This window comes from Microbulbifer aggregans, from assembly GCF_001750105.1.
Lineage (GTDB): Bacteria > Pseudomonadota > Gammaproteobacteria > Pseudomonadales > Cellvibrionaceae > Microbulbifer > Microbulbifer aggregans.
Window position 1 is genome coordinate 376,242 of the sequence record NZ_CP014143.1, and the last position, 21,947, is coordinate 398,188.

The following is a 21,947-nucleotide window of genomic DNA, read 5'->3' on the forward strand; positions in this document are numbered from 1 at the left end:
CCTTTTACTTTTCAAGCTATATCAGAACGAGTAATTAACACCGAAAGACACTTTTCTTCCGTAGGCATTATAAATACCACGGTAGAAGTACGGCCATCCGGTCCAAGTTGCATCCTCCGGGGGACGCTCATTGGTTACGTTATTCACCGTCATATCCAAGTGCAGGTTATCGCTGTAGTTGTACTGCATGAACAGATTGCCCGTATACCAGGGGTCTAATCGATCCGTTTCATCATAATTCAGAATTGAAGAAGTCCTGAGAACAGTAACAGCTGCAATGAAGTCCTCATTGGGCATCCAGGAGAAATTAGCCTTTCCACTGGTCCGAGCGTCGTACATCTCATCACGGTAGTCGATCAGCTCATCACCAGAGAACTCGCGCTCTTTCCAGCTTAGGGTGTTGGAGTAATCAAGCTTCACACCAAAAGTACCGTAAGACTCCGTATGCAAGTCATAGTCGATCGACAAATCGACACCCTTATACTGTAGATCCGACTCATTCACCGGGCCGGTGTAAAGCGTATCAACGGTGTTATCACCGGTTAGCGGATCAAGTGAACGCTGAACCTTGGCAAAAACACTCTGACAGTACTGAGAGCTCTCATCACGATTGTTGATGCTGTATGCACAGTCACGCTCATCTTTCAGCAAGCTGGTGATACTCTCGCTGGTTACAACATCGCTCAAGCGAATATCAACGTAGTCAACAGAGATCTTCAGATCTTGTAACGGAGTGAAGACAAAACCAAAACCAAAGTTTTCACCTTCCTCTTCCTTCAGCTCGGGATTTCCTGAAGCCAAAGAATACATGGACTCGGCCTGACAAAGGTCATCGGTAGTGCCATCAGGTGAGCAGACCCGGTAGTCAACTGCGCTTGTGTAAAAGCCAGACGGATCTTTGAACATGTAGTGCATGTCCGGCGCACGGAATGATTGAGCATAGCTTGTACGGACGGCAACCCAATCAGTGATGTCCCAGCGGTAGTTACCCTGGAGCGTAGGACGACCTCCAACATCGGAGTCATCGTCATACTGGTCATAACGCGCAGCTAAGCTCGCCTCCATGTTATCTGTGACAGGAAGACTTACCTCAAAGCTGCCCGCATAACGCATACGGTCACCGCCACCCTCGGTACCGGTTAACGCAAACCAACCTTGACCAGTTTGATTGAGCGTACGCTCATCAAGCTCGATCGTATATTCGTTGTATGCGGTCTCTAAACTAGCTGCGAAATACACTTCGCCGCCCGGCAATTCAAACCCTGTAGGACCTGACACGTTAAAGGTAACCTGTGCAGATTGAGAGTTTGCATCCTGCCAATAGGTGCCCAGCAAGTCCTGAGCCACATCGGCGGGCAAGAACTCATATACGCTACCTTCACCGCCCGAGGTAATACCAAAGCCAAATAGGTCCTCAGTTCCCAAATAATACTCATTGATCTTTTCTTCTTTGAAACGAATCATTGAGTTATAGGAATCGTAGTTACCTGCAGTGATACCCAGGTCCCAATCGTAATCATTACCCGCAACGTCGAAAGTACCCTTCAGGCCACCCTGAATATTAATGGCATCTTCTTCATAAACTGCAGATTGGCTGCCGGTTTCTTCCGGAGTGAAGATCTTTTGCAGATAGATGTAGCTATTTTCCCAATTAGCAGTAGCGTAATCGGCAGTCAAAATATCGCCACCCCACCACAGACGGAAGCCGTCCTGGGTGATTTCAGTGCTGTTATAGAGAACAGTACCAAAAGCGGTAAGGTTGTCGCTCAGCTCATACTCACCAGAGAGATAGAGATTGTAGCGCTCTTGCTCACTTTGAAGCGTCTCATCACCATCACCATCATGGCCGCAATAGTTACCACGCCCAGGTCTCTCAGCGTAAAAATAACCCGTACCAGAACTTTCACAGGCTTCAGCGCCCGGATCCATGTAAAGACCGGTAAAGTTATTGAGCTCAAGCAGTGCACGGTCAGGGTAAGGCTGATCCAGCGGCTGATCCTTGTAGGAGTCCAGCCAATCGCGGTCTTTACCGTAGATCGGGTCAATGGATCGGTAATCTGCGGCAAAAGTCACCCAGCCTCTGTCAAAGGTTGTGCCGGTCAGAAATTCAAAAGCCTGCTCATCACCGCCACCCTCAGTAGTGGTGGCAAAGTCGGCAGAAATTTCTGTGCCGTCAAACGCTTTACGGGTAAAAATATTTACAACGCCGGCTACCGCATCAGAACCGTAAACGGCAGAGCCGCCGTTATTCAAAATATCGGTTCTGGCTACCGCAGAATAAGGCAGAGCACTGGTATTAAAGAAGTTACTCTGTCCATTAAAGGGCAGCGGGTACTCCGGCATACGGTAGCCATTCAACAGAACCAGCGTCCGGTTGCCGCCAAGGCCACGGAAGTTGATCGATGAGGCTGCTGGAGTGAACGAGTTGGTATACTGCTCACCTTGAGTCGCACCCGTTGACTGAGCCAGGTTATCAATCATATCGTCGAGGCCGCTGACCCCTTCCAGGGACATGTCGTCACGGGTAATGACTTCGACGTTTGTAGCACCGTCAAAATTACTTCTGCGGATACGAGAACCAGTTACATAGACCTCTTCAACTTCTTCGGCAGCCTCCTCACTTGGAAGTACCACCGACTCTTGCTCTTCGGCGTCCTGTGCGTAAGCAGTGGTCGCTGCGATAGCAAGAGCCAGCGCACTTCTGGCCAGGTTCTTGCCTAATTTATGAGTTGAGCTCATAAGAATTTCCCTTGATCGTTTTTTTGCTTATCTACCGTCTTGTGCTTATGGCCGCCCCCAGCGACCAAAACTTTCCGCACATATGACTTAACGATCAAACCAGACAGTTACTCAAAAATATTTCACCCTCTACCTTTTCGATTTCGAAAGCATCACTCATCAGCAAGGTGAAGTATGCTCAGCGCCAGGAGTAAACCTTTCAAAATCAATTGGTTAGATGGGCCGCCTGTTTTTTATGCAAAATATATAATTGTCATCTTACTCATCTAAAATCAGAAAGATCATCACACAGCTTGTTTAAACAGGGAAAAACCTCACACAAGTTAAACTCCTTTTTAATAATCCTATTGCCATATTGATTCCCGTCTAAAAAATATCATTACTTTACTGATCCCGTCACACCAAGGCAGCTTGGAACAAGCGCAATAATTGTTCAGCCACTCTTGCGGCGAACAAAAAACAACCAGGCAAAAAAGAAAGGCAGGGGAGGAGATCCAACGAAGGAGGAGCCACCATCCTGTAATGGTCAGTTCGACCACAGCCGGTAAAGCAACAGCAAACCGGTCAATGACAGGGACCTGCGCGCAGCAGTTGATGCTTTTTTGGCGGGTGAGAGTCCGACTGAGGATCAGACGACTTCGGTGGGCCGTAATATCAAGTGGAAAGAGTGGCAGGGAATTTCAGCAGATAAACACCGGGAGCGGTGCTAGCACTCCCGGGTTGGCAGGACCGATCAGCGACGCAGGAACTCCAGCATCCACTTGGCCACAGCACTTTCGTGGATATCATTCTGCAAAGACGCCTTACCTTTATCCACCAGCTCCTCACCAAAGACTTCGCCGCGAAGCTCCATCAGGCTCTTCGAATAGGGCTTGGTGAATTCCGGGTGGGCCTGCATGGTGAGGATGTGGTCGCCCACCTGCACCATGGCGTGCGGGCAGAAATCACTGGCAGCCAGTACCTTGGCGCCCTCCGGCAGCTCTTCCACCTGATCCTGGTGGCTCACCAGCAGGCTGAACGCCTTGCGGGGCTCAGACATCCAGGCCGGCATATCCTGCATCTCATAGCTATGCACACCGATGCCCCAGCCCTTGCCGGATTTGCGCGTCTTGCCCCCCAGCGCCTCGGCGATCAGCTGGTGGCCGAAACAGATGCCGATGGTGGGCTTTTTCTTCTCATGCAGCTTGCGCACGAAATCCATCAGCGGCGGAATCCACTCCTTGTCCTCGTAGACTCCGGTTTTGCTGCCGGTCATCAGGTAGGCATCCACCTCATCAATGTTCTCGGGGTAGTGCCCGCGCTGTACCTCGTAGGTTACGAATTCCAGCTCCGGATCCTGGGCGCGCAGCAGGTCGGCGAACATCTCGGGATACTCACCGAACTCCCCCACCAATTCCTTGCGTACATCGTCGGTTTTCAATACACCTATTTTCATTATTTCACCGCTGGTTGACTGCTGAGTTGGCGGATTATGGCATATTCCGCGCGCATTTTTCCCTTCCACTCAGAGGCCACACCCATCCCCACGGAGGCCGGACGCCGGGGTCCTCTTGCACTGCCGATCTGGGTCTAGACTGATTTTAGGAGTTCCACCTTTTCATGGAGTGAATCCTATGAAGCCTGCCCTGTCCGGCCTTCTCCTGCTCGTCGCATTTCTGACCGCCTTTACTGCCAACGCTGAGCATCGCGGTGGCGATTTCATCGTGCGTATCGGTTACGGGGAAGTGAACCCCAACGATGATTCCAGCTGGATCCGGCTCGATGGCACCGCGCTGGAAGACACCCGGGTCTATGTGGATAGCGGGCAGAGCGCCACTTTCACCGGCACCTGGATGTTCGCGGATCACTGGGGTGTCGGCCTGTTGGCCGCGCTGCCGTTCGAGCACGACCTGGACGTGGCTGGCCTGCCCAACCCGGACGGAGGCCCGGCATTGGGCAAGGTGTCACTGGGGGACGTTGAGCACCTGCCACCAACCCTGACCATCCAATGGTTCCCGGTTTGCGTCGAATCGTGGGTGCAACCCTATGTCGGCATCGGGATCAACTACACCACCTTTATGGACGAGAATATCTCGCGCACCGCCAACGACTACTTCGAAAATGTCCTGGGTGCCACGCGTGGCGCCAGCCTGGATCTGGACTCATCCTGGGGGCTGGCCGGCGAGCTCGGTGTTGATGTTGAGCTGGGACAGGGCAGCCAGTGGCTGTTCAATGCGGCGCTCTGGTATCTGGACTTGGACACCGATGCCTCAATTCGCTTTCCCACCGCCACCGGCGTCAGCCGAATCAAGGCGGACGTGGATATCGACCCCTGGGTTTACACAGTGGGCATCGGCTACCGCTTCTGACATGACCCGAAAGGCTATTGCGGTGACAGGGGCGAATCCGGCCCCCTGTGCCGCAGACGACCATCCATAGCAACAGAAGTTGCAGATTTATCTCGCTAAAGCTCAAAAAAATTTCGTTCTAACCGAACCTGCCATTCCTGACCTGGCGAAACATTGACCAGCATAATCAGCAACAATGTTTCACCAAACCTCTCCTCGACGGTCTTTATTTCCTATCCACCCCCAACTGCCAGCATTCTCTGCGTGACCGGTGTCGCACAATGCCAAAACAAACGTCGGGAAAGTCACTACGATTGCCGCCCTCTGAAGCTTATGACCAAATCGCATAAGCCTCTCTTTTAAAGATATAGACCAAATGTTGCTGTGCTGGAGGTTGGTTCATGACTCCTTTTCTGCACGCCGTGATTTGCGGCGCGGCCCCCGTGATTTCGAAATTACGTAAGCCCCTGATGCCCAGTGCAAACCGCTGAAGCCTCAGCGTGCGTATATAGAAACTCGGAACCTGCCAAGAGCTATGACCCTGCTAATTAGAACTTCCTCCCTGAGCGGCTACCCCGAACTCGTTAGAGAGCTGGGGGGCGACCCGGATGCCCTTCTGCGCCGTAGCCGCATTGAGCCGGACAAGGTACGCAACCTGGAAGGATTTGTGCCTCTGACCGCACAAATCGCCGCGCTCGAACATGCCGCCAGCACGCTCAACTGCCCTGAGTTCGGTCTGCTGCTGTCTGAGCGCCAGAGCCCTCTAATCCTCGGCCCCATGGCAACCATCGCCCTGGATGCAGGCACCGTGGGCAAGGCCCTCGCGAGCGTCACCGAATACATGCACCAGTACTCACCGGGCCTGAACCTGGAGCTGCAGCCGTGCCCCGAGACCAACGGTGCGCGGGTCGCCTTCTCGTTTGACCCGAGCCTGAAAAAGACACGCCAGGCGCTGGAACTGGCCCTCGGGGTGGCGCAGAAATCCCTGAAAATGGTCTGCGGTCCGGATTTCCGCGCGGTGGCACTGCTGATGCGCGCGGCGAGCCCGCTTCCCCATGGACGCTATGTTGAGCACTTCCAGACCGAGGTCCGGTTTGGCAGCAATTGCGATGCCCTGGTACTCAGCCCGGAACAGCTGGCCAGCCCTCTGAACCCTGACAGTCCCGAGCTGCAGCTGCCGAAGAAGATGTTTATCGACAACATCACGCTGGATGGCTCGCTACCAATCATCGAACAGGTCAGGCATCTGATTTACGAGTTGCTGCCCGCCCAGCGCTGCAGCCTGCTCGAGATTTCCGGTTTTCTTGGGCTGAACAAGCGCACCCTGCAAAGAAGACTGGCGGAACACGCCATCGTGTTTGAGGAACTACTGGACAATATCCGCCGCCAACTGGCCGACGGCTATCTGGCGAACTCGGACATGCCGATGACCCAGGTCGCAGGTCTGCTTGGCTACCGCGAGCAGAGCTCCTTCAACCGGGCCTGCCGTCGCTGGTATCACTGCACACCGCTGCAGAAGCGGCGGGAGCTGACGTACGCGGCAAAAAATCGCGAAGAGGTTATTGCAGGCTGAGCCGGCGAAAAGGGTGGCACATCAGTGGTCTACCGGATGTCAGCAATACCCCAGTAATTGAAGCCGGCAAACCGCGGGGAGAGCAGATAGCCGCTCTCCATTTCCCGCAGGCGGAAACCGCCGCTCTCCAGCAACCGGGGCACTGGCCGGTTAAGGTTGCAACCTCCAAACGCACGACGCCAGAGTGGATTGAGACGATCCTGCCAGCGCCGCACGCCAGCATCCGGGGCGGCACCGTGCTCCGAAAACAGCAGCACACCACCGGGCCTTAACACCCGTCGCATTTCCCCCAGAGCCCGCTGCCAGTCAGGAATGGTGCACAGGGTATAGGTGAGTAGCACCGTATCGACGCTGTCGTTCTCGAGGGGAATCTCCTCACTGGGCAGATCCAGCCAGCGCACTGGCACCCCGGCCTGTGCTACCCGATCCGCAGCGCGAGCGCGCATTCCCGCCGAGGGCTCCAGCCCCCACACGAATTCCACCCGGGCCGGATCGTAGAAAGGCAGGTTCAGCCCCGAGCCCATACCGACTTCCAGCACCCGCCCCTGCGCCGCGGGCACCACACGCTGCCGTTGCTCCTCGATGGGGCCCATGCCACAGGCGAAGTCGAGCAGTCGCGGAAGACAGCGTTCGCTGTAGAACCCCATTCCATTCTCCCTGGGTGTGATTTCCCACTTGTCCCCGAAGGTCTACCATTCGATGCCGCGACGCGCCGCGATACCCGCTTCAAAGGCATGCTTCAGGGGCCGCATTTCAGTGACCGTATCCGCAAGATCGCGCAGGTACTGCTTGGCTCCCCGGCCGGTGATGATCACCGTCTGTTCAGGTGGCCGCCCCTCGATGGCCGCCACGACGTCATCGCGGTCCAGCCAGCGGTAATTGAGGGCATAGGTCAGTTCATCGAGCACCACCAAGTATACGTCGGGGTCGGTCAGGGCCCGCCGCGCCTTTTCCCACAGGGCCTCCGCAGCGCTCTTGTCCGCCTCAAAATCCTGGGTCTCCCAGGTGAAGTCCGTTCCCATCTGCTGCCATTCCAGCCGGTACTGATCGGCAGGCAGGCTCTGCAGCAGGTTTTTCTCACCGCAATCCCAGGCCCCCTTGATGAACTGGGCCACGAAGGCGGAATAGCCATATCCCAAGGCGCGGGTCACCGTACCGACCGCCGCGGTGGTCTTGCCCTTGCCATCGCCGGTATAGAGCAGGACCACACCGCGCTCTGTCAGCGCCCTGGCCACGCCCTCATCGACAATTTTCTTGCGCTGCTCCATCCGGGCCTTGTGGCGGGTCTTCTTATCCCGCCCGGCCTCATTATTCTCGGAATTCTGGGGTTCACCCATCAATCAACGTCTCCCGATCGTGCGCCCGAAGCGATTCAGGCTGCAGTGAAGATAGAGCCCGCCGCAGCACGGGCGGCGGCGGGCTTCGCTCAGAGCCGGACCTCGATACCAGCGTACACCGCCGCACCGGCCGTGTGATACCCGGCCACCTCGCGGTAGTCGGTATCCAGTGCATTCTCACCGCGCAGGGTCAGCAACAGGGTCTCGGACCACTGATAACGCGCATTGAGATCCAGCTTGCTGTAATCCTCCATGCGCACATCGGGTGTGCCCCAGTTCGATGGTGGGCTAAGCCGGTCTTCCAAACGCTGCCAGTTGCCGCCGAGTTGCAGACGCCCATCTGCCAATCGATAGGCGATGCCGAGGTTGAACACCCGCCCGGGCACCAACAGCCGCTGCGCGCCAACGGAATCGGTGGCATCCAGCCAGGTGCCGCTGAAGTTCCAGTCCAGCTGTTGCCCGAGGGCACCCGCCAGCACCAGTTCCGCGCCTTTCGATTGACTCTCGCCATCGTCCTGACCGTAGGCACCCCAGCCGCTGCTTCCGAGACCGTAGTCATAAACAATCGCGTCCGCGATCCGCTGCTGAAAGAGTACCAGTTCGCTGCGGAAACGCTCTGCCAGCCGATACTCCGCGGCGACCTCGATACCTCTGCTCCGCTCCGGTCCCAGAGGTGCTGCACCTTCACCCAGGTTGTAGGCCACCTCGAATGGACTCGGGGCCCGGAAACCTGTGCCGGCACTGCCGCGCAGTTTCAGTTCACTACTTTCAGACAGAGCAACCGGATAGGCCAGAGACGCCCGCCAGGTGCTGTGGCCATCATTTTCCAGCTGATCCCGGCGCACGCCCACGGTATAGAACAGCACGTCGGACAACTCACTGCGCCATTCGCCAAAGACACCAAGGCCCTCCAGCGACAACGCATCCCCGCTGCCGCGGTAGGCCTGTTGCTCGAATTCGGCGCCCCAGGAGAACGCGCCAGCTGAGAGATCTCTCTGGCCCAGGTAATTCAGCTCCTCGATATGACCGCTGACAATAAACGTGCTCGCTCCATTACTGAGGCTGTCGCGTTCAATTTCCTGCCGCGAAATCGCCAGTTCCTGGTCGAGTCCATCGCCGCGCAGTTGGGCCGCGAGACGCAGGCTGTTCTGGGTATAAAGATCCAGGCAATCATTGGAGGAGACGAATCCGCTAAAACAATTGTCGAACTCGGTCTCCGCATCTTGATGGCGCAGCTGCGCCTCCAGGCTCAAAGCGTCACTGGCGGCAAAGTGCAGCCGGGCACTCGCTGACTGGTTACGGTAGCCATCACGCTCGCCCGAGGAGTCACTCTCGCGGCTGTTGAAGCCCTCACTGTCACGCCGTGCGAGATCGACTGCGTATTGCAGCTGTTCCCCTTTCCCGGCGATCCGCATACTGCCCTGGTTGCTGTCATAGCGCCCCGCCTCGACCGCAGCCTCCAGCTCCAGCGGCGACTGCGCGCGGCGCGTAATGATATTGATCACGCCGCCGGCGCCGGCGCCATACATCATTCCCTGTGGCCCTCGCAGTACCTCGACACGGTCGATATCCCGCGCCTGCAGGTGCTGGAATTGGGCCGCCACCTGGGTGTTGGCCGGGTCGGCAATATTTACCCCATCCAACAAAACGAGCGTGCGAAACTGACTCTCACCGCGCAGGTAAACGGCGCTGACCTTTCCGGGTCCGCCGTTATTACTGACAGAAACACCCGGCAGAGTGCGAATCACATCGAGCAGACTTGCGTAGCCAAGCCTTTCGATATCGCTTGCCGTGAGTACGCTGACGGATACACCCAATTCAGCTTTTGGAATTTCCGTACGGCTTGCGGTGACGGAGAGCTGCTCCAGCGACTCCGGAGACGCATTGGCAGCCAGTGGAACAAGGGCGGCGGATAATGCCGCCGGGAGAAATGATTTATTCACAGTAGGTTCCCCAATCTCGAAAAAGAAAACGGATTGAGGGAGGGTGAGTGCAATCGGCACGCGGGAAGACAGCCGCAGGAACAAGCGGCAAACCGGCGCACAGACCAGACAAAGCCCTCCGCTTTATCCTCGAACTGCTGAGGGCCGGTATCGGGCTTGCCGAAATGGATCGGCTCACCGTTGCGGGGGCAGCGCCGGACTGGTCGAATGACGTCACCGGACTTCCCGTTTAACCCAGCCAAGTGCAATTGCACTGCTGGGCACCCAAAGCGGAGGGGAGTATATCAGGCTACAGGAGCTGTGACTGGAGGAATTCTTTTTCTTTTCGGCGCAGAGAGCTATCGATCATCAGATCAGGTCAAAGACGACAAATTCCGGCTCCCCATCGCGCCAGCGGAATTCACAGGTCACCCCATAGACTTCACCGATCATGGCCGGAGTGAAGACATCCCGGGGCGTACCCTGGGCTCGCAGTCGTCCCGCATCGAGCAAAATAACTCGATCACAGAAGCGCGCGGCGAGAGACAGATCGTGCAGGGCGAGAACCACCGTTTTGCCATTGTCCGCAATACCGCGCAGGGTTTGCAGCAACTGTAACTGGTGACGGATATCCAGCGCGGCGGTGGGCTCATCGGCAATCAACAGGGGCGCTTCTCCCACCAGTAAGCGCGCCAGCTGCACTCTACGCAGCTCACCGCCGGATAGCCGGGTGACTGCGCGCGCGGCGAAATCACTCCCGTCCACCCGTTCCAGCGCAGCGTGAATGCGCTCGTTGCGATCGCTCACTCGCCCCCAGGGTAATAGTCCCAGAGCCACCAGATCGGCACCGGTGACACTCCAGGCGGGCAGCTCGGACTGGGGCAAATAGGCACAGAGGCGCGCACGCGCCGCCGCGGAAAACTCGGCAAGGGGTTGTTCATTGATGGATACCGCCCCTGCGGAAGCATCCAGCACACCGGCGAGCAACTGCAGCAGGCTGCTCTTGCCCGCCCCGTTGGGGCCGACCACTGCCGTCAGCTCACCCGGGTGAAAGGCGCAGGTAACGTTATCAAGCACTCGCTGCCCGTGACGCTGGAGGGAGAGTTCACGACAGGCGACGCTGGCAATGTCACAGGACGCGGTCATTACAGTGCCCCTCCCCGGCGCGCGCTGACAATCAGCCAGAAGAAAAATGGTGCACCGATAAATGCGGTCACCGCACCAATGCGCAGTTCCTGCGCACCGACAAAATTCAGCACGAAAATATCGGCAAGCAACAGTAACAGGGCGCCGCACAGCGCGCTGGCCCAGAGCAGCCGCGCCGGGTCCTGACGCACCAGCGGTCGCATCAGGTGCGGCACGACAAGGCCGATAAAACCGATCGTGCCGGCCACTGCAACCCCAGCACCCACTGCCGCGGCGATGCCCAGCAGCAGAGCCAGCGGATAGCGTCGACCTCCGAACCCCAGGGAAGCCGCAGAGGCCTCGCCGAGAGTCAGCGCCCGCAGGTAATTACGACAGGCGAACAGCAGCAGCCCACCGGCAACAATAAATGGCAGTGACAGCAGCAGCTGATCCCAACCGCGGTTGGCCAGGGAGCCCAGCAGCCAGAAAACGATTTCCTGCATGGCGAACATGCTGGGGGCGTAATTCAAGGCCAGGGCCATCAGCGCCGATAGAAAAGCATTGATGGCCACACCCGCCAGCACCAGACGGCTGGCACTGGCGCCGCGACCGGCCAGCACCCAGACACTCAGCACTGCCACAAATGCGCCGCCAATGGCGAGCAGCGGCAACCACCAGCCGGACTGCCACGCGAGGCCGTAATAGAGCAGCAGTATCGCCGCCAGCGCCGCACCACTGCTCACCCCCAGAAGCGCCGGCTCGGCCAGGGGATTGCGTAACATGCCCTGCATGGCGGCGCCGCCCATACCCAGAGCAGCGCCCACCAGAATGGCAAGCAGCGCCCGCGGCAAGCGCAACTGCCACAGGATCACGGCATCGCTAGTCTGGCTCTGCCAGCCTTCGCGCAGCGCTGCCGCCAGATCAATACTCACCGGGCCGCTCATCAGGGCCGCGATCAATGCCAGCGGCAAGGCCGCCGTCAGCAGACCGAGTGCGGTCTTATTGCTGTCTAACAAGGCTCTCTCGCTTCTGTTTGAGGTCTTCCAGGACGTCGGCGGCAACCAGTGCGGGGCAGAAACCCAGTTCCGCAGGCAGGGTAAAGACGCGGCCGCTGTCTACATAGCGGCGCATGACCGGATGACGGGCAGCCAGGTGTGCGAGGGCAAATGCTTGCTCACCGCCATAAAGTACAAGCAGATCCGGTTCGGCAGCGATCACCTGTTCCAGCATCACCCGCTGCAGCTGCCCGCTATTGCCGTCATCGAGTTCAGGAGCCAGGTTGCGAAAGCCGGCGCGCTCCAGCAACTCGTGCTCCAGCATACCGCTGCCATAAGTGATGTTATTGGCCGACAGGATCATTGCGGAAACCGGCTCTGCCGGCAGCGGTTGCTGCAGGATCTGTTTGAGGCGACGGGACTGGTGGCTAAGTTCAGCATTTTCGCCCAGCTCCGATCCCAACACCTGCAGCTGTTGTTGCAACTGCGCCAGGTTGTAGGCATCAGGGATGGTGACGACCCGCACCCCCAGTTGCCGCAGGCGTTCCGCTGCGCGGCCGGCGCCGTACTGGCCTACCAGTACCAGGTCCGGCTCCAGGCCCAGCAGCTCCTCGGCGTGTCCGCGGTTCAATGCAACATGTTCGGGCAACGGCGCGCGGCGATAGTGATCGTTGGCGGAGAGCCAGGTCACCGAAACGATGCGCTCGTGATCCACCCAGTCCAGCAACAGCTGATCCAGGCACAGGTTCAGCGATGCAATCCGCTCGGCTGCCACTGACGAAGCGGTACACAGCAGTGCGGCCAGCAACAGGCACGGGCGGAAGAGCCCTGCCGCGGCCCGGGGTTCACCTTCAGGCGGCATCGATGGCCGCCAGTGCCTCGGCCAGTGTCTTGACCGGCACCATCTCCATGCCCTCGATATCGTTCTTCAGGCGATTGGCGGCGGGCACGATGGCCTTGCGGAACCCGTGCTTGGCGGCCTCCCGCAGGCGCTCCTGACCGGAAGGCACCGGGCGGATTTCCCCCGACAGGCCCACCTCACCGAAGACCATCAGATCGCGTGGCAGCGGCCGGTTGCGGAAACTGGAAACCACCGCCAGCAACAACGTCAGGTCGGCACTGGTCTCCATCACCTTGACCCCGCCCACCACATTGATGAACACGTCCTGGTCGCCCACGAGCACTCCGCCGTGGCGGTGCAGCACAGCCAGCAGCATATTGAGACGGTTCTGGTCGAGCCCCACCGCCACCCGACGCGGATTGCCCAGGCTGCTGTCATCCACCAGCGCCTGCAGTTCCACCAGCAGGGGGCGGGTGCCCTCCCACACGGAAGTCACGACCGAACCGGCCGCCACTTCCTCTGCCCGCTGCAGGAAAATTGCCGAGGGGTTGGAAACCTCCTTGAGGCCCTGCTCGGTCATGGCGAATACACCCAGTTCGTTGACCGCACCGAAGCGGTTCTTGTGAGCGCGCAGGGTGCGGAAACGGGAGTCGTGGGTACCCTCCAGCAGGATGGAGCAATCGATAATATGTTCGAGGACTTTGGGGCCGGCGAGGCTGCCGTCCTTGGTCACGTGACCCACCAGAATGAGCGCCGTGCCCGTCTGCTTGGCGTAGCGGGTCAGGTAGGCAGCGCTCTCGCGCACCTGGGCCACAGACCCCGGCGCCGACTGCACCTCACTCATATGCATCACCTGGATGGAGTCCACCACCATCACCCGGGGCTGCACTTCCTTGGCGATATGGCAGATGCGCTCCACATCGGTCTCAGACAGCATCTGCAGATGGTCGGCGGGCAATCCCAGGCGCTTGGCCCGCATGGCCACCTGTTGCAGGGATTCCTCACCGGTAATGTAGAGCGACGGCATAGTCTGGGACAGCTGACACAGGGTCTGCAGCAGAACGGTGGACTTGCCGGCACCCGGATGACCGCCGATCAGTACAACGGAGCCGGGCACCAGACCGCCGCCCAGCACCCGGTCCAGCTCCCCTGCATTGGTGGGGATGCGCGGCAATTCCGTCAGATCGATCTCGGAAAGCTTCTGTACCTTGCCGGCACCGGCGGCGCCGGCGTAACCGGCCTGGGCATCGGTGAAGTTGGCCGAGCGGCTGTCCTTGTGCTCCGGGCCCAGACGCACCTCGCTGAGGCTGTTCCAGGTGCCACAGGCGCTGCACTGGCCGGCCCACTTGGAATAGTCGGCACCGCACTCATTGCAGACATAGGCGGTTTTGCTTTTTTTGGCCACGGCCAGCCCCCGGTTTATAGCTCGCTGAAAAACTGCCGCGTATATTACCTCGTATCGAGGGCGCCCGGCCAAACCCGCCCGGCGCAGCGCGCCACCCCGTCACTGGCCATGTGGCGGGGATCATCAATCGGGGGTTGGGTGGAGCGCATCCTGCCAAAGGCACCAGTTCCGGCCGGACCGGCTGGTATCGTGAGGGGATCGATCGCGAGGGCTACAGCGATCTATCGGGCACACCGGCTCCCTGTCCGATCAGCACTTTATATCCAGCCGGTGTTGATCTCTCGCGTGCTGCGCCTCAAGGCGCGATCTTGCCACTCAAAAGATGTGCCCCGTCGTAGGGAAAGACGATATCCGGATCCGCGAGGTCGCCGCGCTGATCCCGCTCGGGGCATTCCACCACATTCAGCAGGTGGCGGATCACATTCAGGCGCGCCACTTTTTTATCATCGGCCTGCACCACATACCAGGGCACCAGCTCACTGTGGCTCTTGGCAAACATTTCATTGCGGGCCTGGCTATATTCGTCCCATTGACTGATCGCAACCTCGTCGACAGGGCTGACCTTCCACTGCTTGAGCGGATCCACCTTGCGGGCCTTCATGCGCTTCTTCTGCTCTTGCTTGTCGATGTCCAGGTAGTACTTGATGATCTGAATGCCCGAACGCACCAACATGGTTTCGAAGGGCACCACCGAATCCATAAACTCCCGATACTCCTGGTCGGTGCAGAAACCCATGACCCGCTCGACACCGGCGCGGTTGTACCAGCTGCGATTGAACAGCACCATTTCCTGCCTTGAAGGTAACTGGGCGACATAGCGCTGAAAGTACCAGCTGGACTTGTCCCGGTCCGAGGGTTTGCCCAACGCTACCACCCGGGTCTCCCGCGGGCTCAGGTGTTCTGTGATGCGCTTGATGGTGCCGTCCTTGCCGGCCGCATCCCGCCCCTCAAACAGGACCAGTATCTGCAGATCGTGCTCAATCAAATGTCGCTGCAGTGTAACCAGCCGGATTTGCAGATGACGCAATTCGTCCTTGTAGTTCCCATTCCCACCCTTGCTCTTTGTCATCCTGCACACCTGCCGTAGTTCCTGGACCCACACGGCAACGCCGAATCGAACTACTGCGGCATCGCCCCTGTCAGCCTGACTATAGCCTCCGACACTCCCACCCTTGCGAGGAATCGTTGGTCATTCCGGTCATAAAGCGGACGCCCCGGCATCGTTTTTCACATCGACGCTACCGGCAGGTATCATCGCTAGAAACCGCGCCACGACTGCGTGCCCTAACCCCTCAGAGAACAACAATGAAACTGGCACCCAAACTCCGCAAAGTGCACAAATGGGTTTTCCTATTGATCGGCGTACAGGCGGTGCTCTGGGTCACCAGTGGTTTTTACATGGTGGTGATGAACCTGGACTTTATCCACGGCGACCACCTGGTAAGAACCCTCAAAGAACCCCTGCCGGAGCTTTCCCGGCCACTCTACCCCACGGCACGAGTCATTGGCGGGCACGAAGCAGTAAAGTCAGTGCAGCTGAAGGTTGTTCAGGGACAGCCGTATTATGTGGTAAGAGACGCAGAGGGGGAGCATCGTCACGATGCCTTAGACGGCACTGAAGTTTTACCTATCGATGCGCCAGCCGCGTCCCAGCTGGCGCGCCATTATTACGCCGGCAGCGGAACGATAGCGGGCACACGCCTGATTACCGAAAACCCGCCCTCCGAAATTCCCGCGCGGATCCTGCCTGTCTGGCGAGTCGACTTCGACGACCGTTTCGGCACCAGCCTTTATATCGACCCGGACACAGCCGCACTGGTCACCCGCCGGCACGACTACTGGCGCGTCTTCGACTTTTTCTGGATGTTGCACATCATGGATTATGACGAGCGCTCGGACGTGACCAACCCCCTACTCCGTATCCTGATAATTTTCGGTCTTGTCGGTGTGCTCAGCGGCGCGGTCCTGCTGCCGTTCAGTTTCCGGATCAGAAAACGTCGGCGAGCGCGCAGGAGGGCAACCGCATGATTCGCATAGTTACCCGCATACATAAGTGGCTCGGCCTCCTGGTCGGTCTGCAGCTGCTGGTGTGGCTCGTCAGTGGACTGATATTCAGCCTCCTCGATCCCGCACTAGTTAGTGGCCGGCATTTAGTAACTGAACCGCAACGCAGCAACAGCCTGATGGCGCCCCGGGCTCTACTCGGCCATGAGGCGATGGCCGCACGCTACCCGGCAGATACTGTGCTGAACATTGAACTTACGCACCAATTCGGCCGCCCCCTATACCGGATTGAGACTGCTCGCTATACCGAACTACGGGACGCCCGCAGCGGTTACTTGTTTGAACTCGACAGTGAACTGGTCGCGCATATAGCTGCCAGTGACTATGCCGGGGACAAGGAGTTGCTCGGCAGCCCGGTAAAACTGGATGGCCCGACACTGGAAACCCGCAAGCACAACGGAGCCATGTGGCGAGTGCAAGCCGATGACGACTACGGCACCACGTTGTATATCTCCGCTGCGGATGGACGAATTCTGGAGCGCCGCACCGATACCTGGCGGCTGTTCGATTTCTTCTGGATGCTCCACACGATGGACTACCGGACCCGGGACAATTTCAACAACCCGCTGATCGTGCTGATCGGATTTGCCAGTCTGTGGCTGGTAATTTCCGGGATAGTCCTTCTGAGCCGGATGTTGTCGCGAGGCCTACGCCGTAGGAGGTCAGCTTCGCCGCATGGTGGCCACAGGACTGACAAAAGCCGAGCCGCAGCACAGCAAAGCTAACGCTGCGATACCTGTGCAAACCCTTCAGTGACGGCTCGGAGTGTACCCGACTCCAGAAACTCCCGGGCCTGCTGGCTTCCTTTCAACTGCGCATCGAGGAAGGCAAGGCTGACAGCGTTGGCCACCATCAGTGCGTGTTGCTGGGGCTCAGCCTCTCGCTGCAGACGACAAATCAGATTACCGAAATAGTGGTCGGCGCCCTCTGTCACGAGCAAATTATTCAACCCCTGAGCACCGCGCTCGTAACTCATGGCGTGAAGCCGCCAGTCCCTGAAGAATCGCTCCTCCACATCCCAGGTACCAGTAGTGACCAGTTGCGGAATCGTCATATTTTTCCAGCTCTGCTCATCGATCATATCGAACATGGGCCCCGGAGGGCTGATGGCCACCACGGCTTGAATGCGGGCATCGCGGTCACGTAAACGCGGGCCTCCCTCCGGCTCGGCAGCATCGGCACCCCCCAGCATCTGAGCAGTGAAAGCCCCAAAGCTGTGGCCGGTAGCGGCTACCCTGCTGCGATCGATACGTCGGTCCAATTGCTCAGACTGCGCCGCGAGCGCATCGAGGCCCTCGAGGACGTTGATCAGGTCCCGGGGGCGCTGCTTCAACACCCCATCCTGACCATAGCGGGTCATCGCCAGGATGCCATTCAGCATACCTCCCGCGTCCAGGTGATCCGGAGCCAACACCACATATCCATGACTGACCCAGTGCTGGATGATGCGATCGTAGGAGCGCCGGTCTGAAAAGTTGCCATGGGAAAAAAGCAACAGGGGAAAGGACCCCGCCGTTTCGGGGTGGAAAGCGGTCAGAGTTAACGGTCCATCCGGAGTCTCAAGCGTCATTTCCGGGATCACCGTTACTCCATGGGGACCGGACTCAAGACCATAGATGGAGGACAAGTCTGCCTCTACTGGCATCGACCTGGCCTCAGCCAGGATCACCGGTGCGGGCTTGAACACCAGCGTGTAGATTCCCCAACTACCCGCCAGTAGCACTAGGACAGACAGTACCAATCGCTTGAGCGTTTTCACTGCTCGTCCTCCCGATCAAGAAATGCGACCAGGTCCCGGATCGCAGCGCTCTCCCCTTCAACGGGCAGTAAATGACCCGCACCTTCATAGATGCGCAAAGTCACCGGGTTGCCGCTGCGCTCAATCAGCTCTTTGAAACGGCCTGCCTGGGCCACGGGTAGCTGCGGGTTTTTCTCGCCCCACATCACCAGTGTCGGCACTTGGATCTGGGGCAGCACCGCGACAGTGTCGGGAGATTTGAAGTCCTGCATACGGCCAATAATGCCGCGCCTGATATCGAGGTTTCTGAATCCGCGGATGAAGTCGGATTTAAATGCCTCGCTGGCGTGATTGTCCGCAGTCAACCAATCGACAAACTGATCCAGGGACCAGTCGGGCATATAGCGCAATACCCAGTAAGCCCCATCCGGCAGGCCACCACTATCAGCCTGGTCATGCCCCTCGAGGCCACCGGAATTGACCAGCACCAGCTTTTCGACCCGCTCGGGATTGGCGGCGGTAAAATTGAACAGGGTCGCCCCCCCCATGGATGCGCCGACCAGGATGGCCCTGTCGATCTCATGATGATCCATGAGGGCTTGCAGCGCATTCATGGTGCCCTGCAGGGAATAGTCGCCATCCTCTGACAGTGACGACAGCCCATGGCCCGGCACATCGAACCGATAAACAGGCCGGCTCAGGGCCAGTTCGGCTGCCCAGTCATCCCACATGCCCATATGGAAAAACATCGCGTGGAGCAGAATGACCGGCGTCTCGCCCTTGTGATCGAGGCCCTCGACACGGTAAGCGATTTCCGCCGGGCCCACATCCAGGTAGGAAACTCCGCGGGTGAACTCTGTTTCCCGCAGTGCATGGTCCCGGTATGCGTAGCCACCATAGAGTAAAAACAACAGCAGCAGTGCCAACACTGCCCCCAGGAGACGCACTGACCATTTCCAGACATAAGCCATCATGACCACCTCGCTTTCCCAGCTTTTGTTATTTGTTTTGCAGCGCAACCCGTAAAGATCGTCTTATCTGGCGGGGCGATCCAGAGTTAATGACACTCAAATATGGCTTTTATCAATTTTTGCACTGGAAGCGCCCGACTTATGATGAAGTGGGCGCGCGGGTTGGGGAGGGATTTGTATATATGGTCTGGAGGTTACGGGTCACACGCTTCCAAAACATTCTGGTGGGGCTACTCAACCAGTAGCACCCCGCGGTACATCTGCATCTGGCAGGTAAAGGGATACTTGCCTGGCTCCGCTGCGGGGAGGTGCACCTCGGTGACTTCGTTCACCGCCAGTTGCGCACTGACTTCCAGATCCGGGAAGAGCACATACTCGGCACAGGGACTGGGGTCTTCGCGGCGAAACTTCAGCGTGGCCGGTCTGCCCGCCGGCAAGCGGATGTGGTCCGGCTCGTAAACGCCATCCTTCACAAGGACTTCCAAAGAGGCTGCAGAGACCGGTTGCGAGACTGCGGATTTCCCGCTCTTACCAGCGAGCCAAAACCACCATACGATTGCCGCAATCAATAAAAGGCCGAAGATATTCACGATTATTGTCAGCATCAGGCAGTCCCCTCCGGCTTGAACCAGCGCAGTCGATTCGCATTACTCACTACAGTCACCGAAGAAAAAGCCATCGCCGCGCCAGCAATGACGGGACTCAGCAGCGCACCTGTGAATGGATAAAGGACACCCGCCGCAATGGGAATCCCCAGCACGTTGTAAATAAAGGCTCCAAACAGGTTTTGCTTGATATTCCGCAGCGTGCCGCGGGACAGTTCGATTGCATCGGCAACACCCTGCAGTGATGAGCGCATCAGGGTGACATCAGCGGTTTCGATGGCCACATCCGTGCCGGCACCAATAGCAAAGCCCACCTCGGCTCGCGCCAGTGCCGGTGCGTCATTGATTCCGTCGCCGGCCATACCCACATGGGAACCGCTATTCTGAAGTTCGCCAACTATGCGTTCCTTGTCTTCCGGCTGCAGCTCGGCATGCACACTGTCGATACCGAGCTGCTTTGCGACTGCATTGGCTGTGCCCTGATTGTCGCCAGTCAGCATGTGAATGCGCAGACCCAATTTTTGTAAGCGCTCGATGGCCGAAGCCGCATCCTTACGCAATGGATCGGCCACTGCAATCAAACCCGCCATCTTGCCATCTACCGACGCGTACATTGCGGTACTGCCCTTTTCGCCAAGCTCCCGCACTTTGTTCTGCCAGTCGCCAATGTCGATGGCTTCGCGCTCCATCAACTTGCGATTGCCCAGCAGCACCTGCCTGCCACCGACAGTACCCTGCACGCCGTGGGCCGTGATCGCTTCGAAATCACTCGTTTCCAGCAGTTGCAGTTCTCTGTCGCGCGCCGCAGAGAGCACTGCCTCCGCCAGCGGGTGCTCGGAGCCCTGCTCCAGGCTCGCCAGCAGCTGCAGAAGGTCGTTCTCACTGCCATCGAAAGCGGCATCGGTCTCGATTTCCGTCAACCGCGGTGCACCCTCGGTCAGGGTGCCGGTCTTGTCCACCACCAGCGTGTCGAGACTACTGGCCTGCTGGAGTGCCTTGCCGTTGCGGATAAGCACCCCGTATTCGGCGCCCTTGCCGACGCCGACCATGACCGACATGGGCGTAGCCAGGCCCAGCGCACAGGGGCAGGCGATGATCAGTACCGACGTGAGCACCACCAGCGTGTGCGCAGCACGGGGATCGGGACCGAAGTTGAACCAGACAAGTGCCGCCAGCACCGCGATGATCATCACGGTCGGCACAAAGATGGAAGAGATGGTGTCGGCAAGGCGGGCGATCGGCACCCGCGAACTCTGGGCGTTTTTGACCATCTCGATGATCTGTGCCAGACGCGTCTCTGCGCCCACCTTCTCCGCCCGGAACAGCAGGGTGCCGTTCTTGTTCAGAGTGCCCGCCGAGAGAAAATCCCCCGCGGCTTTTTTCACCGGCACCGGTTCACCCGTGAGCATGGATTCATCGACCAGGCTGCTGCCCTCGTCGACGGTGCCGTCCACCGGGATCTTCTCCCCCGGCCTTACACGAACGAGATCGCCAACCTCCACCTGTTCCAGTGGCAGATCCTGTTCCTGTCCATCACGCACAACACGCGCAGTGGGGTCCTGTAATTCGAGCAACTTTTCCACTGCCGCGCTGGTGCGGCCGCGCGCGCGCAACTCCAGTGCCTGGCCCAGGTTGATGAGGCCGATGATCATGGCACTGGCCTCGAAGTAAACGTGGCGAGCAGCCTCCGGCAGCAACTGCGGAGCAACGACCACCAGCATGGAGAAAGCCCAGGCAGTGCCGGTGCCCAATGCCACCAGGGTGTCCATATTGGCATTGTGATGAAGGAAGGCCCGCCAGGCGCCAGTAAAGAAATGCCCACCGCAGTAAACCAGCACCCCCAGCGTCAGCAGACCTACCGCCCCCCACGCCAGCTGCTGGCCGGGTGAATTGACCATCATCTCGCCGCCCAGAATGCCCCAGGCCATCAGCGGGATGCCCAGCCCCAGGGCGATGACACAGCGCTTCAGGAGATCGCGGTAATGCCGGTGTTCCTCAGCCCGCTGCTGCTCACGCCGCTCGCGCTCGCTCACCCGCACCGGCTCGGCACCGTAACCGGCCTTCTCTACTGCGGCGATGCAGGCATCCGGCGCAACGTTGCCGTGAACGAGCAGAGTCTTATCGGCAAGATTGACCCGGGCATCTTCCACTCCGGGCACCTCCGCCAGCGCGCCCTCGATTTTGCGCACGCAACCGGCGCAGGAGGCACCTTCGAGATGAAAGGTTTGCTTGGCGTCAGACATGTGCACTCCAATCCCCTATTTGGGCTCGAAGCATAACGCCACTAACCCACCCCGATGCAAAT

At 58.6% G+C, this 21,947-nt stretch carries 18 protein-coding genes and 1 riboswitch; of the genes, 4 read left to right on the top strand and 14 right to left on the bottom strand.

Annotation, left to right across the window (positions count from 1 at the left end; all coding sequences use genetic code 11):
- Positions 1–21: 21 nt before the first annotated feature.
- Together AUP74_RS01650 and AUP74_RS01655 are read right to left on the bottom strand one after the other, a co-directional pair.
- A complete protein-coding gene (locus AUP74_RS01650) occupies positions 22–2,739 on the bottom strand; it encodes a TonB-dependent receptor domain-containing protein (RefSeq protein ID WP_069946029.1) in 2,718 nt (905 codons plus the stop codon).
- Positions 2,740–3,472: 733 nt separating this feature from the next.
- On the bottom strand, positions 3,473–4,174 hold the full coding sequence (locus AUP74_RS01655; RefSeq protein WP_069946030.1) for a glutamine amidotransferase-related protein: 702 nt from the start codon (positions 4,172–4,174) through the stop codon (positions 3,473–3,475).
- A gap of 178 nt (positions 4,175–4,352) precedes the next feature.
- On the opposite strand from AUP74_RS01655, the gene AUP74_RS01660 reads away from it, so the two are divergent.
- Both AUP74_RS01660 and AUP74_RS01665 read left to right on the top strand, forming a co-directional pair.
- Entirely contained in the window at positions 4,353–5,087 is a 735-nt protein-coding gene (locus AUP74_RS01660) for an OmpW/AlkL family protein (protein ID WP_069946031.1), read from the top strand.
- A gap of 514 nt (positions 5,088–5,601) precedes the next feature.
- Positions 5,602–6,639 carry an AraC family transcriptional regulator gene (locus AUP74_RS01665; protein WP_069946032.1) on the top strand — a complete coding sequence of 346 codons (1,038 nt, stop codon included), beginning with the start codon at positions 5,602–5,604 and terminating at the stop codon, positions 6,637–6,639.
- Positions 6,640–6,668: 29 nt separating this feature from the next.
- On the opposite strand, the gene AUP74_RS01670 is transcribed toward AUP74_RS01665, so the two are convergent.
- The 8 genes from AUP74_RS01670 to ppk2 all read right to left on the bottom strand — a co-directional run bounded on the left by AUP74_RS01670 (position 6,669) and on the right by ppk2 (position 15,333).
- Positions 6,669–7,286 (bottom strand): class I SAM-dependent methyltransferase, encoded by a 618-nt coding sequence (locus AUP74_RS01670; protein WP_069946033.1) that lies wholly within the window; start codon positions 7,284–7,286, stop codon positions 6,669–6,671.
- Between the two features lie 42 nt (positions 7,287–7,328).
- Positions 7,329–7,976: a cob(I)yrinic acid a,c-diamide adenosyltransferase gene (cobO, locus tag AUP74_RS01675; protein WP_069946034.1), complete on the bottom strand. Its 648-nt coding sequence runs from the start codon at positions 7,974–7,976 to the stop codon at positions 7,329–7,331.
- An 89-nt stretch (positions 7,977–8,065) separates the two neighbouring features.
- Positions 8,066–9,919: a TonB-dependent receptor plug domain-containing protein gene (locus tag AUP74_RS01680; RefSeq protein ID WP_145924285.1), complete on the bottom strand. Its 1,854-nt coding sequence runs from the start codon at positions 9,917–9,919 to the stop codon at positions 8,066–8,068.
- 125 nt (positions 9,920–10,044) lie between these two features.
- A riboswitch (cobalamin riboswitch) is annotated at positions 10,045–10,202 on the bottom strand.
- A 65-nt stretch (positions 10,203–10,267) separates the two neighbouring features.
- A complete protein-coding gene (locus AUP74_RS01685; RefSeq protein ID WP_069946036.1) occupies positions 10,268–11,044 on the bottom strand; it encodes an ABC transporter ATP-binding protein in 777 nt (258 codons plus the stop codon).
- A complete protein-coding gene (locus AUP74_RS01690; RefSeq protein ID WP_069946037.1) occupies positions 11,044–12,039 on the bottom strand; it encodes a FecCD family ABC transporter permease in 996 nt (331 codons plus the stop codon). Before AUP74_RS01690 ends, AUP74_RS01685 begins: the two co-directional genes overlap by 1 nt.
- Entirely contained in the window at positions 12,023–12,880 is an 858-nt protein-coding gene (locus tag AUP74_RS01695; RefSeq protein WP_069946038.1) for an ABC transporter substrate-binding protein, read from the bottom strand. The genes AUP74_RS01690 and AUP74_RS01695 overlap by 17 nt, the downstream gene beginning before the upstream one ends.
- Entirely contained in the window at positions 12,870–14,264 is a 1,395-nt protein-coding gene (gene radA, locus AUP74_RS01700) for a DNA repair protein RadA (protein WP_069946039.1), read from the bottom strand. Before radA ends, AUP74_RS01695 begins: the two co-directional genes overlap by 11 nt.
- A 295-nt stretch (positions 14,265–14,559) precedes the next feature.
- Positions 14,560–15,333, bottom strand: coding sequence for a polyphosphate kinase 2 (gene ppk2 / locus AUP74_RS01705; RefSeq protein WP_069946040.1), 774 nt, complete (start codon positions 15,331–15,333; stop codon positions 14,560–14,562).
- A gap of 236 nt (positions 15,334–15,569) precedes the next feature.
- Here ppk2 and AUP74_RS01710 point away from each other — a divergent pair, with 236 nt between their 5' ends.
- Both AUP74_RS01710 and AUP74_RS01715 read left to right on the top strand, forming a co-directional pair.
- The gene (locus AUP74_RS01710) at positions 15,570–16,292 is read left to right on the top strand and encodes a hypothetical protein (protein WP_069946041.1); all 723 of its coding nucleotides are present in this window, start codon (positions 15,570–15,572) and stop codon (positions 16,290–16,292) included.
- Positions 16,289–17,053: a PepSY domain-containing protein gene (locus tag AUP74_RS01715; RefSeq protein WP_069946042.1), complete on the top strand. Its 765-nt coding sequence runs from the start codon at positions 16,289–16,291 to the stop codon at positions 17,051–17,053. The genes AUP74_RS01710 and AUP74_RS01715 overlap by 4 nt, the downstream gene beginning before the upstream one ends.
- Here the strand turns inward: AUP74_RS01715 and AUP74_RS01720 are convergent.
- The 4 genes from AUP74_RS01720 to AUP74_RS01735 form a co-directional block, all read right to left on the bottom strand.
- Entirely contained in the window at positions 17,050–18,087 is a 1,038-nt protein-coding gene (locus AUP74_RS01720; protein WP_069946043.1) for an alpha/beta hydrolase family protein, read from the bottom strand. The genes AUP74_RS01715 and AUP74_RS01720 overlap by 4 nt on opposite strands.
- Positions 18,084–19,040: an alpha/beta fold hydrolase gene (locus AUP74_RS01725; protein ID WP_069946044.1), complete on the bottom strand. Its 957-nt coding sequence runs from the start codon at positions 19,038–19,040 to the stop codon at positions 18,084–18,086. Before AUP74_RS01725 ends, AUP74_RS01720 begins: the two co-directional genes overlap by 4 nt.
- A 227-nt stretch (positions 19,041–19,267) precedes the next feature.
- Complete coding sequence (locus AUP74_RS01730; RefSeq protein WP_069946045.1) at positions 19,268–19,642, bottom strand: cupredoxin domain-containing protein; 375 nt, start codon at positions 19,640–19,642, stop codon at positions 19,268–19,270.
- The gene (locus AUP74_RS01735) at positions 19,642–21,885 is read right to left on the bottom strand and encodes a heavy metal translocating P-type ATPase (protein ID WP_069946046.1); all 2,244 of its coding nucleotides are present in this window, start codon (positions 21,883–21,885) and stop codon (positions 19,642–19,644) included. Before AUP74_RS01735 ends, AUP74_RS01730 begins: the two co-directional genes overlap by 1 nt.
- Between the last annotated feature and the right edge of the window lie 62 nt (positions 21,886–21,947).